A 14,668-nucleotide genomic window follows, 5' to 3' on the forward strand; every position below is an offset into this window, starting at 1 on the left:
CGCGGCCCTGGTCGCGGAAATGCTCGGCCACCGCCAGCGTCATGTAGGCGGCCTGCTTGCGCATCAGCGGCGCCTCGTCCGAAGTGGCGCAGACGACGACGCTGCGGGCCAGACCCTCCTCGCCCAGATCCTCGGTGATGAATTCCTGCAGTTCGCGCCCGCGCTCGCCGATCAGGCCGATCACCGCGACCTCGGCGGCGGAGAAGCGCGCCAGCATCGACATGACCGACGATTTGCCGACGCCCGATCCGGCGAAGATGCCCATGCGCTGGCCGCGGCAACAGGTGAGAAAGGCGTTGATGGCGCGGATGCCCAGATCCAGCTTTTCTCCCACCCGCGCGCGGGAATGGGCGTTGGGCGGGTTGTTGCGGATCGGCGTGCCCTGCGGCCCCTTGGGCAGCGGCCCCTTGCCGTCGACCGGCTCGCCCAGCGCGTTGACGACACGGCCGAGCCAGGCATCGGTTGGGTAGATCATCGCCTGGTCGCCCGCCACCAGCGCCCGGCAGCCCAACCCAACGCCATCGAGCGCGCCGAAGGGCATGGCGAGCGCCCGGCCCTGGCGGAACCCGACCACCTCGCAGGGGATCCGGCGGCGGTCGCGCGTCTCCACGATGCAGCGGCCGCCGACCGACAATTCCTTCTCGATGCCGCCGACCTCGACCATCAGGCCGGACACGGCGGTGACGCGGCCATAGCGGCTGCAATCAGGAATCGAGTCGATGTCGCGGATCAGCTGGTCGAAATCGAACGGCATGGGTCGGATACCGACATCCCCAAGACGGGACGCGCTCCTATTAAGTGGTAGTTCTGTGGACGGAGGCGACGTTAACCACCATGATCGCATCTTGCGATGGAAGGATTAACGTTGTGTAAGCGCTTGGCACTGGCGTTAAGCTGAATCGTCTGTTAACTTGTGTAAACGGGATGGTTGAAATCGATCATTAAGGATCGGAGACCAACCACGGGGTCGGGTAGCGAAAGCGCGCCATCAAACGTCGGGATATCGCCATGAGGGTTCTGCTGGTTGAAGACGATTCCTCCGTCGCCAAAAGCATCGAGCTGATGCTGAACACGGAAGGATTCATCGTCGACTCTACCGACCTGGGTGAAGACGGGCTGGAGATCGGCAAGCTCTATGACTACGACATCATCATTCTCGACCTGATGCTGCCTGACATCGACGGGTACGAGGTTCTGCGCCGCCTGCGCGCCGCCCGCGTGACCACCCCGATCCTTATCCTCTCCGGCCTGACCGAGATGGACAACAAGATCAAGGGGCTGGGTTTCGGCGCCGACGATTACCTGACCAAGCCGTTCGACAAGCGCGAACTGATCGCCCGCATCCAGGCCATCGTCCGCCGGTCGAAGGGCCATTCGGACAGCATCATCCGCACCGGCCGTTTGACCGTCAACCTCGATACCCGCACGGTGGAGGTCGACCAGTCGCCGCTGCACCTGACCGGCAAGGAATACGGCATCCTGGAGTTGTTGAGCCTGCGCAAGGGCACGACGCTGACCAAGGAGATGTTCCTGAATCATCTCTATGGCGGGATGGACGAGCCGGAACTGAAGATCATCGACGTCTTCGTCTGCAAGCTGCGCAAGAAGCTGGCCGCGGCCACCCAGGGCGACAACTATATTGAAACGGTATGGGGCCGCGGCTATGTGCTGCGCGACCCGCAAGAGGAAATCTCGGAAGCGAATCCCCCGCCGCCGCCGCGGGTGCCGCAACAGCAGGCCGCCGGCTGACCGCCACGGAAAATCTGTCGGCACTGTCGCTCTCACAATCGAACGCCCGGACGTCTTTCACCTTGAAAGCCGGACCGGGCGTTCCCATGTCAGGCAGGTCATTCTGCTACGGACTGCGGGGCGTTCAGCCGCCCCCACGCTCAGCCCCCCTCTTTTCGCCTTCGCGGGCTTGCCTTTGCGGGCATATGGGGGCCGCCAATCCCACATCCAGTCTGATGCGCCGCACCGGTGGTGCGGCGCCCTTCGCGTTATGGGAGACAGACATGCCCGTCGGCACCGTCAAATGGTTCAACAGCACCAAGGGCTTCGGCTTCATCCAGCCGGAAAGCGGCGGCCCGGATGTGTTCGTTCACATCTCCGCTGTCGAACGCGCCGGGCTGCGCAGCCTGGTCGATGGCCAGAAGATTTCCTACGAGGAGCAGCGCGATCCCAAGCGCGGCAAGACCTCGGCGGAAAATCTGAAGGCGGTCTGACCGCCTGACCGCCGACCTGCGGAAAAAGGGGCATCGGGAAACCGGTGCCCTTTTTCCGTGTTGCGCATTCAGCGCCGCCCATACGCCGGGCCTATGCCCCGCCGGGAGCTGCCCAGAGGAGAACCGCTATGGCTTTCAAACCGAACTACAACCAGCAGCGGGCCGAGCGTAACCGGGCCAAGGAACAGAAGAAGCAGGAAAGGCTGCAGCGTCGCGAAGAGGGCGTCGCCGCCCGCCGCGCCGGCGAGCAGACCGAGCCGGACGGGACGGAGCCGCAGGACGATGTCCAGGCGACCGACGCCGATACGGACACCGAGACCAAGACCGATACCAACAATGCTTGACCGCAAGGCCGATCCCACGGCCGACCGCGACCACACGGAGGACAGGCCATGGCCCGTCAGAAGAAACAGCCCGTTGAAAATGCCTTCGCACTGTTCGATGTGATCTACCAGGACGGTGCGCGCACCTCGAACCGCAAGGTGCCGACCACCGACATCGACCAGTTCGACCGCGAGAACTCCATCCGCGCCTTCATCGAGGCTCAAGACCGCAAGATCGCCGAGATGTCCGGCAATCCGCGCGGCCCCATCAAGTCGATCACGCCCTCGGCTTGAGGGCCGATGCCATCTCTGGCTGGCCGTCATCCCCGCGAAGGCGGGGATCCAGCCTTTTCAAGTGCCTGAGCAGAAAGCCTGGATTCCCGCCTTCGCGGGGATGAGGGTCGTCAAGACGAGGATCGCGGGGGTCACGCCACCCTGGCGCCGGCGGCGGAGAAGCCGCCCAGGCTGTACAGACCGCGCTGGCCTTCCACCGGCTTGAACTTGTCGGTGATGCCCAGCACCGTTTCCGCACCGCCCAGATACAGCACGCCATCCTGCGGCATCTGGCGGGAGATGGACTCCAACACCTTGGCCTTCGTCGGCTGATCGAAATAGATCAGCACATTGCGGCAGAAGACGATGTCGAACTGGCCCAGCGCCGACAGGTCGCCCAGCAGGTTCCATTCGCGGAAAGACACCATCTGGCGCAGCTGCTGGCTGATCTGCCACTTGTCGCCATTCTGCTTGAAATGCTTGACCAGCATGGTGATGGGAAGGCCGCGCTGCACCTCGAACTGGGTGTAGACGCCGGACTTCGCCCGTTCCACCATTTCGGCCGAGATGTCGGTGCCGACGATCTCGATGCGCCAACCGGCCAGCTTCGCCGCCTCGTCGTTGAGGATCATCGACAACGAATAGGCTTCCTGCCCCGACGAACAGGCAGCCGACCAGATGCGAAGACTGCGCTTGGCAGCCCGCGCCTCCATCAGCTTCGGCAGCACCAGCTGCTTGAACTGGTCGAAGGGCTTCTGGTCGCGGAAGAAGGACGACTCGTTGGTCGTCATCGCTTCCGTGATGTCGCGCAGCAGCGCCTCGTCCTTGCGGGTGCGGACGGTGGTCGCCAGCTCCTCCAAGCCCTTCATGTTCCACTTGCGCGCCACCGGCATCAGCCGGGATTCGAGCAGGTAGGCCTTGTCACGGGTGAGGACCAGGCCGGAACGCTGCTTGAGCAGCGTGGAGAACATGTCGAAATCTTCGACTCTCATGCTGCCCTCGAAGCGAGCTTGCGGATATGGGGACCGATTTCCTTGAGCGGCAGGATGGAGTTGCAGATGCCGGCTTGCGCAACGGCCCCCGGCATGCCCCAGACCACGCTCGACGCCTCATCCTGGGCGATCAGGGTGCCGCCGCCGTTGACCACGTCGGTGCAGCCCTTCAACCCGTCCTGCCCCATGCCGGTCAGGATGCAGGCCAGGATCTTGCGGCCGCCATAGGCCTTCAGGATCGACCGCATCATCGGGTCGACGGCGGGGCGGCAGAAATTCTCCGGCGGATCCTTGCTGAGCACGATCACGTTGGCCCCGCCGCGCTGCGCCACCAGCATGTGGAAGTCGCCGGGAGCGATGTAGCAGCGGTTCTGGACGATCGGCTCGCCATCCTTGGCCTCGCGCGCATCGATCCCGCATTGGCGGGTGATGTGTTCGGCCAGGATGGTGGTGAAGGTCGCCGGCATGTGCTGGGTGATCAGGATCGGCTGGCTGACGCCGGTCTTCAGGTGCGACAGCACCTCGAACAGCGCCTGCGGACCGCCGGTGGAACTGCCGATGGCGATCACGTCCGGCTTCACCGCCATGGCACCGGCCGGTGCCGGGCGGGTGACGATCGGCCCGACCTCCCGCTTCAGCAGCCCGACCGGGGTCGCCGGACTCAGCGGACGGATTTCACCGCGCGAGCGCGACCCGGCTCGCCTGGCGGCGGCACCCAGCGCCTTGACCTTGGCGACCAGCTCGCGCTTGAAATCCTCGGCCCCGCCGATCTCGCGGGTGGAGGTCGGCTTCGGAATGTAATCGGCGGCACCCGCCGACAGGCAGCGGATCGACACGTCGGCCCCGCGCAGCGTCAGCGTGGAGGCCATGATGATCTTCACCTGCGGCGCCACCGCCAGCAGCTTCGGGATGGCGGTCAGGCCGTCCATCACCGGCATCTCGATGTCCAGCACGATGACGTCGATCGAGTTGCGCTGGAGCGAATTGACCGCCATCTGGCCGTCGCCCACCGAGGTGACGACACGGATGTCCGGGTCCCCTTCCAGCGCGCGGGTCAGCAGGCCGCGGATGACGGCCGAGTCGTCCACCACCATCACCCGGACGGGATCCGGATTGGCCGGTCGCGCGGTGGTGAGGGGGCCTCTGCCAAAACTGTCCGACATATCGGCGATTCGCCTTTCAACTCGACTGGTTCAACGCGGCGGGTTCCCGAACCCGGATAGGCTGCCAACCATCCGGTTGCACTCCACCCCGGTCAAGACATGCCGTCACGGCGGGAGAGCGCGGCAAGGATCACAACAGCCCGACCTGCGCGAACTTGGTCTGGATGATGTCGCTGTCGAACGGCTTCATGATGTACTCGTTGGCTCCGGCGGACAGCGCCTCCTGGATATGGGCGAGGTCGTTCTCGGTGGTGCAGAACACCACCTTGGGCTGCTCCCCTCCGCTCATCTTGCGCAGCCGGCGCAGGAATTCAATTCCGGTCATCACCGGCATGTTCCAGTCCAGCAGGATGGCATCGGGCATCTGCGCCGCGCAGGCCTCCATCGCCTGTTTGCCGTCCTCCGCCTCGGCGCAGGTGAAGTTCAGCTCTTCCAGGATCTTGCGTGCGACCTTGCGGACCACGCGGCTGTCGTCGACCACCAGGCAGGATTTCATTGCGGCAGGGCCTCAGGTCATCTGTTCGTCGGCGAAAAAGCCGGCCGGAGGGAGCGGCGCCTTTCCCCGATGGGAAGACGCCGCGGACCGTCAGGCCGTCTCGATGGTCGTGAAGTTGAGCAGACGGGGCACGTCCAGCACAACCATCAACTGGCCGTTCAGCCTGTAAATTCCGGTTGAGACCTCGCGCCAGCGCGGATCCAGCGTCGCCGGGTTCCGCTCGAAGTCCTCCTTGGTCAGGCTCAGCACCTCGCCGACCGAGTCGACCATCAGGCTGTAGAGCTCGCCCCTCAGATCGACGACGATCGACATGCCGGGCTTGTCCTTCGGCCGGCCGGTCAGGCCGAGCCGGAGGCGGACGTCGATGGCGGTGACGATGCGGCCGCGCAGATTGAGCGATCCGGCGACCTCCGGCGGGGCCAGCGGGATACGGGTGATCCGCTGATGGCCCAGCACGTCCTGCACCTGAAGGACCGGGATGCCGAACATCTGGTCGGCGATCGTCATGGTCACATAGTCCTGGTTGCCCGAGACGACGAGATCGTCGCCCTTCGACTTCCGGACGGTGGACGGCAGCTTGGCGTTGCTCATGCGGCACCTTTCTGTTCGGTCAGCGTCTGCTGCAGCGCAAAGAGCAGCGCGTCACGGTCGAACTTGGCGACATAGTCGTTGAAACCGGCGATCCGGCCGCGGTCGAGGTCACGGGCGCTGGCATGGCTGGACAGCGCCACCATCGGCACACGCTGCCACCGGCTGCCGTGACGCACCGCCTCGGCGAAGTCGAAGCCGCTCATGCCCGGCATCTCGATGTCGGAGACGATGACGTCGAAGTCCTCGCCCGCCTCGCACAGCGCCAGCGCGTCGCCGGCATTCTCCACCGCGGTCACGTCGTAGCCGGCGACCGACAGCAGCGGAGTCAGCAGATTGCGGAAGAAGGGGCTGTCGTCCACCAGCAGCACGCGCTGCAGCTTCTCCTCCTCGAACCCCTCCTGGGTGGTGGAGCCGAACCAATCCTTGTAGGCCTGGGTCAGGAAGAAGCCGGCGTCGATCACCTCGGTCGCCTTGCCGGCGATGATGGCCGACCCCATCAGGCCGGGACGCTCCGCGGCCAGCTGGACATTCAGCTTCTCCTCCACGATGTCGACGATCTCGTCGACGATCAGGCCCATCGAACGGTCGCCGTCGGCGAACACCAGGACCGGCTGGCGGCCTTCCCTGCCCAGCATGAAGTTCGGATCGATCGGCACCAGCGGCATCAGCTTGCCGCGGTACTGGACCACCGGCAGTCCGTTGGACAGTTCGACCGACGCCAGATCGACGTCCTCCAGGCGGGCGACCAGCGACAGCGGCACCGCCTTGGGCGCGCCCTCGCCGGCGCGGAACAGCAGAAGCGCCATCTTGTCCTCCTGGCGCTGGGTCTGGACCGCGGTGGTCTCCTTCCCGGCGGCCTCGCCCATCGCCATCTCGCCGGTGGCCGACGCGATGCCGTTGGGATCCAGGATCATGATGACCGAGCCGTCGCCCAGGATGGTGTTGCCCGAGAACATCTCGATGTGACGCAGAATCGGCGCCACCGGCTTGACCACGATTTCCTCGGTGTCGAACACGCGGTCGACCATGATGCCGAAGGTGTAGGTGCCGACCTGGGTGACGACGATGAAGGTCTCGTCCGCCGGCTTCTTGGCGTCCTCATTGTCGTCCAGCCGCAGCAGTTGCTGCAGCGAGACCAGCGGCAGCAGGCGGTTGCGCAGGCGCAGCACCGGCGTGCCCTTCAGGCGTTCGATGGTGTGCTCGCTGTCGGAGGCGGCGCGCACCAGCTCGACCACGCTGATCTGCGGGATGGCGAAACGCTCGCCGGCGCATTCCACGATCAGGGCCGAGACGATGGCCAGCGTCAGCGGGATCTTGATGACGAAGGTCGAGCCCTTGCCCTGGGCCGACTTGATCTCGATCGTGCCGCCGATCTTCTCGATGTTGGTCTTCACCACGTCCATGCCGACGCCGCGGCCCGACACGTTGGTCACCTTGGCGGCGGTGGAGAAGCCCGGCTTCATGATGAACTGGATGATCTGCTGGTCGGTCATCGAGGCCAGCTCGCCTTCCGACGCCATCCCGTTCTGGATCGCCTTCTGCTTGATCCGGTCGATGGCAAGGCCCTTACCGTCGTCCTGGATCTCGATGATGATGTGGCCGCCTTCGTGATAGGCGTTCAGCGTGATGCGGCCGGTCTCGGTCTTGCCGGCCTTCAGGCGCTCCGCCGGGATCTCCAGCCCATGGTCGGCGCTGTTGCGCACCATGTGGGTCAGCGGATCCTTGATCAGCTCCAGGACCTGGCGGTCCAGCTCGGTGTCGGCGCCGAGCATCTGGAGGTCGATCTTCTTGTTCAGTTCATGCGCCAGGTCGCGCACCAGGCGCGGCAGCTTGGCCCAGGCGTTGCCGATGGGCTGCATGCGCGTCTTCATGACGCCTTCCTGCAGCTCCGACGTCACATGGTTCAGGCGCTGCAGCGGGGCGGCGAACTCGCTCTCCTTCTGCGACCGCAGGATCTGCAGCAGCTGGTTGCGGGTCAGCACCAGCTCCGACACCATGGTCATCAGGTTTTCGAGCAGGTCGACGTTCACGCGGATGGTCTGCGCGGCGACCGCCGATTCCTTGGTCGCGGCCTCGGCGCCCGCATCGGCACCGCCAGCAGTGCCGCCGGCCGAACCGCCCGCCATCGGGGCGACCGGCGCCGGCACCTTGGCGGCGGCCGGCTCGGCATCGGGAACGACGAGGTCCTGCGACGGGGCGGGCTCCTCGACCGGCTCGGGCGCGCGGGTGGCGACCGCCGTGCCGGCCGCCGGAGCGGCGGCGGGAGCGGGCGTGTCGTTCGGGCCCGGCGTGGAATTCCAGAGGGCCTCCAGCTCGTCCAGCGTCACCGGCCGCTCTTCCGCGGCGGCGACCGCGGGGGCGGTCGGCGGCGGCGGGGGCGGCGGCGGGGCCGCGGCGGCCGGAGATGGCCCGCCCAGCTTGCCCTCGGCGCACAGGTTCAGCCGCTCGATCAGCGGAAGGTCGTCGCCGGGCGGTTCCGCCTCGGTCGCCTCCAGAACCGCCAGCAGGCTCTTGATGGTGTCCAGAGCCTGCAGAATCAGCGAAACCGCTTCCGGATTGATCGTCAGCTCGCCGTCACGGAACTTGCCCAGCACGTTCTCCGACGCGTGCGCCACCTTTTCCAGGCGGGGCAAGCCGAGGAAGCCGCAGGTTCCCTTGATGGTGTGAACGAGGCGGAAGATGTTCGACAGCAGTTCCGGATTGTTGGGATTCTGCTCCAACCGGACCAACTCGACGTCCAAGACCGAGAGGTTTTCGTTGGTCTCCGTCAGAAACTCGGACAGCAGATCATCCATGTCGCATTCCCCAGGCCCAATGTTTATGGTCCGCACCGGCCTGCGGCTCGAACGGGCGGCATCGAAAGGCCGCCGGTTGCGCTCCAGTCCAGGTAGAGCGGGAGCCTGTCAAACACTGATTAAGAGAACCTTACCTCTTCCGATAGGGAGTCTTCCGGAAGCTTCCACCGTTGGGATGGGGGACAGATTGTCACAAGGAGGATCGATGACCGACGCCGAACTCGCTCAATCCGTGCGCACCGCCGTGGAAAAGCTGAACGCTGCGCTGGCGGAGGCCGCACGCCAGAATCTCGCCGTCACGCTGCGCACCACGTCCCACCAGACCACCGGCGGGGTGGAGCAGGTCGTGGTGGAAACGCGCATCCTCAAGCAGCTGTGAGGGCCCCCCTCCGGGGCAGGGGGGCCCTCACCACTCCGCGGTGAAGACCAGCCTCTCGCTGCTTTCGGTGGCAACGGCGATGCGGAAGCCGTCGCTCTCCGCCAGCCGTCCGGCAAGATAGGCGTGGATGGTGCGGGGCGTCAGTGCCTCGGGCGTCGCCGTGCCGGCCAGGGCCGCGGCGGCATCCGGGTTCAGGGTGCCGGGGCGGCCGGCGGCGGTCACGACGATGCGGCCGGCCGTTTCGTCGCCATCGGCCGCGACGGACACGAGGCCGCCATGGGTCAGCGCCTCGTCCGCCATCAGGATGAGGTTCAGCACCAGCTTCACCACGCCGCGGCGCTGGGCCGTCATGTCGTGCGGCACCCGCTCCGGCCAGTCCAGCCGGGTGCGGCCGCCCTCGACATAGCCGGCGGCGGCGTTGCGGGCGTCGCCGAACCCCTTCTGGTCACGTCCGGCCACCCCATAGGCCAGCCGGAACACCCGCAGCCGGCGGTCCGCCTGACCGGAGGAATGGTCGATGAGCTTCACCGCCTCGCCCAGGAAGCCGCCGGCCAAACCGCCGCCCTCCTCGTCCTCCTGCATTTCCTCGATCAGTTCCAGGCCGTTGCGGATGGCGCCGACCGGGCTGACCAGATCGTGGCACAGCTTCGACGCCAGCAGTTCCAGGACGCGGATGTCGACGCTGACGGGGCGGGAAGGCGATTCGGTCACGAGACGGTCTCCGGGCGAAAAAGGAGCGGCGACGGCGCGGTGCCGACGATTCTATACTCTCGGAGCGCCGCCGCACAGGCGGTCGCATTTCCTATGTACAATAGACTGACGGATGGGACGCGACATGGACGATTCGCTGGTGCCCGGCGCCTGGGTGCGCCACCCGGACCAGCCCGATTGGGGGCTGGGACAGGTGCAGTCGGCCATCCGCAACCGCATCACCGTGAATTTCGAGCATGCGGGCAAGGTGCTGATCGACAGCGACGTGATCCTGCTCTCGGTGGTGGATCCGGACGAGCTGTGACACCGGCTCCGAGCCGGGGAGCCCGGCTCCGGGAAAGCGCCGATTGCGCCGTCCGTGCCGCTTTGCTTTTATGCTGAAAATCCAAATTCGCCGAATCCGAACAAGGGAGACCTGAGATGAAGGCCATGATCCTCGGCTTCGCCGCCGCGGCGGTGATCGCGCTGGGCGCAGCGGCGGCACTGAACTCCATCAGCCACTCCACTGCAGAGCGCTACTCCAGCTCCACCGTTCGGCTTTAAGAGAGAAAGGACCGCCCTTCTTCCACGAAAAGGCGACTTCCGGCACCGGGGGTCGCGGTGTAGCATCGGTCGATCCATGACCGGACATGGCGGGCCGTCGCTTGATCTCGCGTCTCAAAGGGGGAATGGGCGCCTTCGGTTTGTCGCTGATCGTCGGCTTCAATGCGATGATCGGCTACGACCTCCTGCATGAGCGAACCGAGACCATCGCCCGCGCGCGCGAAGAGAACGGGGCGATGGCGCTGGTGCTGGAACGCCATGCGACCGACAGCTTTTCCGGAGTTTCGAAAATCCTGGCCGGCGTGGCGGAGGTGCTGGCCGTCCGCGGCGACAGCTGGGAGCGGGGCGATGCCGACGTGCATGCCCTGCTGCGCCGTCAGGCCAGCCAGTCGCCGCTGGTCCGTGCCGTGCTGGTGGTCGCCGCCGACGGCAGGCTGGTCCACGATACCCAGACGCTGAGCCCCGCCACCCTGGATCTTTCGGACCGCGATTACCTGATGGCCCACCGCGACGGGCTGGTTGCCAGCGGAGCGGACGGGGTCTTCGTCGGCAATCCGATGCAGGGGCGAACCTCCGGCACCTGGTTCATCGGCATGAGCCGGCGGCTGACCGCGCCCGACGGTCGGTTCGCCGGGGTCGTGGTCGCGGTGTTGGAGCCGACGGCCTTCCGCGGCTTCTACCGCACTCTCGCACTTCCCCGCGACGCGGTGGTGACGCTCTACCATGCGGACGGGCCGGTGATGGCCCGCTTTCCCGACCATGACACCCACATCGGCCGTTCGGCCCGCCATCTGCCGCTGTTCGCCCGGCTGCTGAAGGAGGCACCGGCCGGCACCGAACTGCTGGACAGCCCGGACGACGGGCCGCGGCGCATCCTCAGCTACCGCGCCTCCGCCGAAATGCCGCTGGTGGTGACGGTGTCGTCCTCGCGCGACGCGGTGCTGGCCCCCTGGCGGTCCAAGGCCATCATGCTGTCCGCCGCCGGTGTCGCCGGAACGCTTCTGCTCGGGCTGATGATGCTGGCGCTGATGCGCGAGGCGGGGCGGCGCGAACGGGCGATGGCCGACCTGCAGGGCAGCGAGCGTGCGTTGCGCGACAGCCAGCAAAGGCTGATCCAGGACATCGCCGCCCGCCACCGGATCGAGGCGGAGCTGATCGCCGCCAAGCGGGTCTCCGACGCCGCCAACCGGGCCAAGACGCAGTTCCTGGCGAACATGAGCCATGAGCTGCGCACCCCGCTGAATGCGGTGATCGGCTTCGCGGAGGCGTTGGAAAGCGGGATCTTCGGCGCGATGACGCCCAAGCAGACCGAATATGTCGGCGACATCCGCCGGTCCGGCCAGCATCTGCTGAGTCTGATCAACGACATCCTCGACACCACCAAGATCGAGTCGGGCAAATTTGTCCTCCACCAGGAGGAACTGGCGGTCGGGGATCTGATCGGCGAGTGCCTGCGCCAGATGGAGCCGCTGGCACTCGAAAAGGGCGTGACCCTGACAGCGAAGCTGGACGATTCCCTGCCCAACCTCTACGCCGACGCCCGCGCGGTGCGGCAGATCCTGCTGAACCTGCTGTCCAACGCCGTGAAGTTCACGCCGCCCGGCGGCCGGATCGCGGTGGAGGCGGATCGGGCGGCGCGCAGTCTGCGCCTGCGGGTCAGCGACACCGGCATCGGCATTCCAGCCCCCGAACTGGGGCAGGTGATGGAGCCGTTCCATCAGGTCGACAACTCCCATACCCGGCGCTATGCCGGCACCGGGCTGGGGCTGGGGCTGGTCAAGTCGCTGGTGGAGATGCAGGATGGGCGCTTCGTGCTCTCCAGCGTGCTGGGGCGCGGCACCATCGCCACCGTCCTCTTCCCGCCGGGGCGCCTGCGCAGCCGGTCCGCCGATATCATTGCGCTGGAAAGGACGCAGACGTTCGCCCTGTGAAACTCGCGGTGGCGACCTTTTTCCTTCAGGCCCGCCGCTTGCCGACGATCACCAGCGCGATGCCGCCCAGCACCGCGACGGAAGAGATTGCCAGCGTCGGCGTGATCCGCTCGCCCAGCGCCAGCACCGCGGCCAGCGCGGTGATGACCGGGACGCTCAACTGGACGGAGGCGGCACGGGCGGCGGTCAGGGCCGGCAGCGCGGCGTACCAGATCGCATAACCCACCCCAGACGCCAGCGCTCCCGACAGGACGGCATGGAGCAGCCCGCCAGCATCCCAGCGCAACCCGCCGCCGGTGAACGGCCCGGCCAGCGCCGCCAGCAGGGCCAGTACCGCCGCCATCGGAACGGCGCGCAGGAAATTGCCGGCGGTGGTGGCGATGGGATCGCGGCTGGCCCGCCCCAGCAGCGAATAGGCGCCCCAGGCCGCACCGGCCGCCACCATCAGCAGCGCCCCGAGCGGATCGGGGGCCGAGAGCCCCGGCGCCAGCAGCAGCGCCAGGCCGCAAAGCGCCAGAGCTAGGCCTCCCCATTGCAGCGGCACCAGCCGTTCGCCACGGGAAAGCCCGACCAGGATCATGGTGGCCTGCACCGCCCCGAACAGCAGGAGCGCCCCGGTCCCTGCGGTCATGGTCAGATAGGCGAAGGAGAAGGCCGCCGCATAGGTCAACAGCGCCGCCGCACCGCGCCAGCTTCCAGCACCGGGCTTCGCATGACCGGTCGCGCGGGCGATCAACCACAGGCTGGCGGCACCGGAGGCGATCCGCACCAGGGTGAAGCACGCCGGGTCGATGGCGGTCTGGGTCAGGGCCAGCCGGCACAGGATGGAGTTGGCGGCGAAGGCCAGCATCGCCAGCAGGGTCAGCAGCGCCGCACGCCTCAGTCCGGCAGCAGAAGCCGGAACCTCCGGTGCGGCGGCCTGCCCCACCCCCGGCTTATCGCTCGCCGCCATGATTGTTTCTCCTGCAAGCATCTGGAGCAGCTAGCCGCAAGGCTGGCGCGCTGTCAAACCCGCCGCGGGATCCGCCCCGTCCGACTTTGGTCGGACACGGATGGCAGGTCAGGAGGACGGCCCGTCCAGAAGGAACTGCAGCAGGTAGGTGCGCTGGAGCGAGCTGAAATTGTCGTCGGAAATCAGGTAGACCAGCGTTCCCCCCGCCGGTCCGGGCCGCGTGGCGATGCCTTCGAAATTGTCGTTCAGCAGGGGGGCTTCCAGCCGGGCGAGCTCCTCTCCCTCGATGACGGCGCCAGCCCTCAACTGTTGCGGCGCCACCCGCACCAGACGCGACGACCAGCCGCCCAGAAGCGACACCCGCCGTTCCAGCACCAGAGCGCCGCCGCCGGGCAGCGGAGCGACCCCGGTCGGCCGGAAACGCGGTGCCGCGCGGTAGGCGAGCGGCTGCCAGTCCGCCGCACTGCGCGGCACTGCGTCCTTCGAGGAAACCGCGCCCGCGATCCAGGCGCGGCGTTCCTGCCGGCCGTCGTTCCTGCCCTCTTCCAGGACCAGCAGCCGGCCGTCGGACAAACGGGTCAACGCCTCAAGCCCGCCATTCTCCGAGGCTTCCTGCATTCCCGACGGCAGGGGGAGCGGCGTCGGTGTCCCTTCCGGTCCGTGGTCGCCGGCGGTGTAGCGCAGGATGCGGTGGTCGCGCTCCAGCGAGACCAGCCAGCTGCCGTCGGCCAGACGCGTCAGATCCTCGGAATCGGTGCGGCGCTTGCGGGGGGAAACCCCCTCCTCCACCGGAAGCGGGCGGGCGCGCACCTCGGCGACCCCGGCCAGGCGCCCCGCGGCGTCGGACTGCAGCCGGCCGTCCACCACCAGCCCGGTGTCGCCGACGGCGACGAAGCGCCCACCCTCCGGGTCGACCCACAGGCCGGACAGTCCGCCGACCTGCTCGCCCCCGGCGATCTCGAGGCCGCCCATGAAGCGCAACGACCCGACCACCGCCTTCTCCGGCCTGCCGCGGTCGAGCGGCACTGGACTTGCGGCGACGAATTCGGAACTTCCGGAGCCGCCACCGGCCCCGACCACGGCAGCGCAGCCGCCCGACAGGGCGGTCAGCAGCAGACCCCACACCAACATCTTGCGCATCGTCATTGCGCCACTCTTGCCAGTGCAACCGAGGGATACAACCTTTCTTTCGGCGGGCACCCGCCCGCACCCATACGCATGGCCATCCGGAGCCTGTGCAGTGCGGCAAGACCGTCACGACGCCTCGGTCTTAACGGTTAGGCGCGGCGGGTTACTC

16 protein-coding genes and 1 pseudogene are annotated in these 14,668 nt (G+C 67.0%); 8 read left to right on the forward strand and 9 right to left on the reverse strand.

Features of this window, described 5'->3' with window-relative positions:
• Positions 1–754 (reverse strand): annotated as a pseudogene (gene fliI, locus A6A40_RS24435) (flagellum-specific ATP synthase FliI); the annotation flags it as partial.
• A 254-nt stretch (positions 755–1,008) separates the two neighbouring features.
• On the opposite strand from fliI, the gene ctrA reads away from it, so the two are divergent.
• From ctrA to A6A40_RS24455, 4 genes are all read left to right on the forward strand, one after another.
• Complete coding sequence (gene ctrA / locus A6A40_RS24440) at positions 1,009–1,749, forward strand: response regulator transcription factor CtrA (protein WP_108548498.1); 741 nt, start codon at positions 1,009–1,011, stop codon at positions 1,747–1,749.
• A gap of 263 nt (positions 1,750–2,012) precedes the next feature.
• Positions 2,013–2,222 (forward strand): cold-shock protein, encoded by a 210-nt coding sequence (locus A6A40_RS24445; RefSeq protein WP_012977930.1) that lies wholly within the window; start codon positions 2,013–2,015, stop codon positions 2,220–2,222.
• 128 nt (positions 2,223–2,350) lie between these two features.
• The gene (locus tag A6A40_RS30820) at positions 2,351–2,566 is read left to right on the forward strand and encodes a hypothetical protein (RefSeq protein WP_158279372.1); all 216 of its coding nucleotides are present in this window, start codon (positions 2,351–2,353) and stop codon (positions 2,564–2,566) included.
• Between the two features lie 48 nt (positions 2,567–2,614).
• On the forward strand, positions 2,615–2,839 hold the full coding sequence (locus A6A40_RS24455; protein ID WP_108548499.1) for a hypothetical protein: 225 nt from the start codon (positions 2,615–2,617) through the stop codon (positions 2,837–2,839).
• A gap of 131 nt (positions 2,840–2,970) precedes the next feature.
• On the opposite strand, the gene A6A40_RS24465 is transcribed toward A6A40_RS24455, so the two are convergent.
• The 5 genes from A6A40_RS24465 to A6A40_RS24485 form a co-directional block, all read right to left on the reverse strand.
• Positions 2,971–3,810: a CheR family methyltransferase gene (locus tag A6A40_RS24465; RefSeq protein ID WP_108548501.1), complete on the reverse strand. Its 840-nt coding sequence runs from the start codon at positions 3,808–3,810 to the stop codon at positions 2,971–2,973.
• Entirely contained in the window at positions 3,807–4,973 is a 1,167-nt protein-coding gene (locus A6A40_RS24470; RefSeq protein ID WP_108548502.1) for a protein-glutamate methylesterase/protein-glutamine glutaminase, read from the reverse strand. The genes A6A40_RS24465 and A6A40_RS24470 overlap by 4 nt, the downstream gene beginning before the upstream one ends.
• 130 nt (positions 4,974–5,103) lie before the next feature.
• Positions 5,104–5,469 (reverse strand): response regulator, encoded by a 366-nt coding sequence (locus A6A40_RS24475; protein WP_085092289.1) that lies wholly within the window; start codon positions 5,467–5,469, stop codon positions 5,104–5,106.
• A gap of 90 nt (positions 5,470–5,559) precedes the next feature.
• Positions 5,560–6,060: a chemotaxis protein CheW gene (locus tag A6A40_RS24480; RefSeq protein WP_042694693.1), complete on the reverse strand. Its 501-nt coding sequence runs from the start codon at positions 6,058–6,060 to the stop codon at positions 5,560–5,562.
• Positions 6,057–8,855 (reverse strand): hybrid sensor histidine kinase/response regulator, encoded by a 2,799-nt coding sequence (locus A6A40_RS24485; protein ID WP_108548503.1) that lies wholly within the window; start codon positions 8,853–8,855, stop codon positions 6,057–6,059. The genes A6A40_RS24480 and A6A40_RS24485 overlap by 4 nt, the downstream gene beginning before the upstream one ends.
• Positions 8,856–9,060: 205 nt before the next feature.
• Between A6A40_RS24485 and A6A40_RS31020 the strand changes: the two genes are divergently transcribed.
• Positions 9,061–9,234 carry a hypothetical protein gene (locus A6A40_RS31020; protein WP_167562528.1) on the forward strand — a complete coding sequence of 58 codons (174 nt, stop codon included), beginning with the start codon at positions 9,061–9,063 and terminating at the stop codon, positions 9,232–9,234.
• Positions 9,235–9,261: 27 nt separating this feature from the next.
• Here the strand turns inward: A6A40_RS31020 and A6A40_RS24490 are convergent, their stop codons facing one another.
• Positions 9,262–9,945: a histidine phosphotransferase family protein gene (locus tag A6A40_RS24490; RefSeq protein ID WP_108548504.1), complete on the reverse strand. Its 684-nt coding sequence runs from the start codon at positions 9,943–9,945 to the stop codon at positions 9,262–9,264.
• 124 nt (positions 9,946–10,069) lie between these two features.
• Here A6A40_RS24490 and A6A40_RS24495 point away from each other — a divergent pair, with 124 nt between their 5' ends.
• From A6A40_RS24495 to A6A40_RS24500, 3 genes are all read left to right on the forward strand, one after another.
• On the forward strand, positions 10,070–10,249 hold the full coding sequence (locus tag A6A40_RS24495; protein WP_108548505.1) for a DUF3553 domain-containing protein: 180 nt from the start codon (positions 10,070–10,072) through the stop codon (positions 10,247–10,249).
• A gap of 116 nt (positions 10,250–10,365) precedes the next feature.
• On the forward strand, positions 10,366–10,488 hold the full coding sequence (locus tag A6A40_RS32150; RefSeq protein WP_257792306.1) for a hypothetical protein: 123 nt from the start codon (positions 10,366–10,368) through the stop codon (positions 10,486–10,488).
• A 125-nt stretch (positions 10,489–10,613) separates the two neighbouring features.
• The gene (locus tag A6A40_RS24500) at positions 10,614–12,419 is read left to right on the forward strand and encodes a sensor histidine kinase (protein WP_108548506.1); all 1,806 of its coding nucleotides are present in this window, start codon (positions 10,614–10,616) and stop codon (positions 12,417–12,419) included.
• A 25-nt stretch (positions 12,420–12,444) separates the two neighbouring features.
• Here the strand turns inward: A6A40_RS24500 and A6A40_RS24505 are convergent, their stop codons facing one another.
• Both A6A40_RS24505 and A6A40_RS24510 read right to left on the reverse strand, forming a co-directional pair.
• Positions 12,445–13,269: a DMT family transporter gene (locus A6A40_RS24505; protein WP_167562536.1), complete on the reverse strand. Its 825-nt coding sequence runs from the start codon at positions 13,267–13,269 to the stop codon at positions 12,445–12,447.
• Between the two features lie 210 nt (positions 13,270–13,479).
• A complete protein-coding gene (locus A6A40_RS24510) occupies positions 13,480–14,517 on the reverse strand; it encodes an esterase-like activity of phytase family protein (protein ID WP_108548507.1) in 1,038 nt (345 codons plus the stop codon).
• Positions 14,518–14,668: the final 151 nt, after the last annotated feature.

The organism is Azospirillum humicireducens (assembly GCF_001639105.2).
GTDB lineage: Bacteria > Pseudomonadota > Alphaproteobacteria > Azospirillales > Azospirillaceae > Azospirillum > Azospirillum humicireducens.

What these genes read in the sequence shown, in the direction of transcription:
- A6A40_RS24495 (WP_108548505.1), top strand. Translation starts at nt 10,070, where the DNA reads ATGGACGATTCGCTGGTGCCCGGCGCCTGGGTGCGCCACCCGGACCAG.
- A6A40_RS24485 (WP_108548503.1), bottom strand. Translation starts at nt 8,855, where the DNA reads ATGGATGATCTGCTGTCCGAGTTTCTGACGGAGACCAACGAAAACCTC.
- A6A40_RS24480 (WP_042694693.1), bottom strand. Translation starts at nt 6,060, where the DNA reads ATGAGCAACGCCAAGCTGCCGTCCACCGTCCGGAAGTCGAAGGGCGAC.
- A6A40_RS24470 (WP_108548502.1), bottom strand. Translation starts at nt 4,973, where the DNA reads ATGTCGGACAGTTTTGGCAGAGGCCCCCTCACCACCGCGCGACCGGCC.
- A6A40_RS30820 (WP_158279372.1), top strand. Translation starts at nt 2,351, where the DNA reads ATGGCTTTCAAACCGAACTACAACCAGCAGCGGGCCGAGCGTAACCGG.
- A6A40_RS24455 (WP_108548499.1), top strand. Translation starts at nt 2,615, where the DNA reads ATGGCCCGTCAGAAGAAACAGCCCGTTGAAAATGCCTTCGCACTGTTC.
- ctrA (WP_108548498.1), top strand. Translation starts at nt 1,009, where the DNA reads ATGAGGGTTCTGCTGGTTGAAGACGATTCCTCCGTCGCCAAAAGCATC.
- A6A40_RS31020 (WP_167562528.1), top strand. Translation starts at nt 9,061, where the DNA reads ATGACCGACGCCGAACTCGCTCAATCCGTGCGCACCGCCGTGGAAAAG.
- A6A40_RS24475 (WP_085092289.1), bottom strand. Translation starts at nt 5,469, where the DNA reads ATGAAATCCTGCCTGGTGGTCGACGACAGCCGCGTGGTCCGCAAGGTC.
- A6A40_RS24500 (WP_108548506.1), top strand. Translation starts at nt 10,614, where the DNA reads ATGGGCGCCTTCGGTTTGTCGCTGATCGTCGGCTTCAATGCGATGATC.
- A6A40_RS24445 (WP_012977930.1), top strand. Translation starts at nt 2,013, where the DNA reads ATGCCCGTCGGCACCGTCAAATGGTTCAACAGCACCAAGGGCTTCGGC.
- A6A40_RS32150 (WP_257792306.1), top strand. Translation starts at nt 10,366, where the DNA reads ATGAAGGCCATGATCCTCGGCTTCGCCGCCGCGGCGGTGATCGCGCTG.
- A6A40_RS24510 (WP_108548507.1), bottom strand. Translation starts at nt 14,517, where the DNA reads ATGACGATGCGCAAGATGTTGGTGTGGGGTCTGCTGCTGACCGCCCTG.
- A6A40_RS24505 (WP_167562536.1), bottom strand. Translation starts at nt 13,269, where the DNA reads ATGCTGGCCTTCGCCGCCAACTCCATCCTGTGCCGGCTGGCCCTGACC.
- A6A40_RS24465 (WP_108548501.1), bottom strand. Translation starts at nt 3,810, where the DNA reads ATGAGAGTCGAAGATTTCGACATGTTCTCCACGCTGCTCAAGCAGCGT.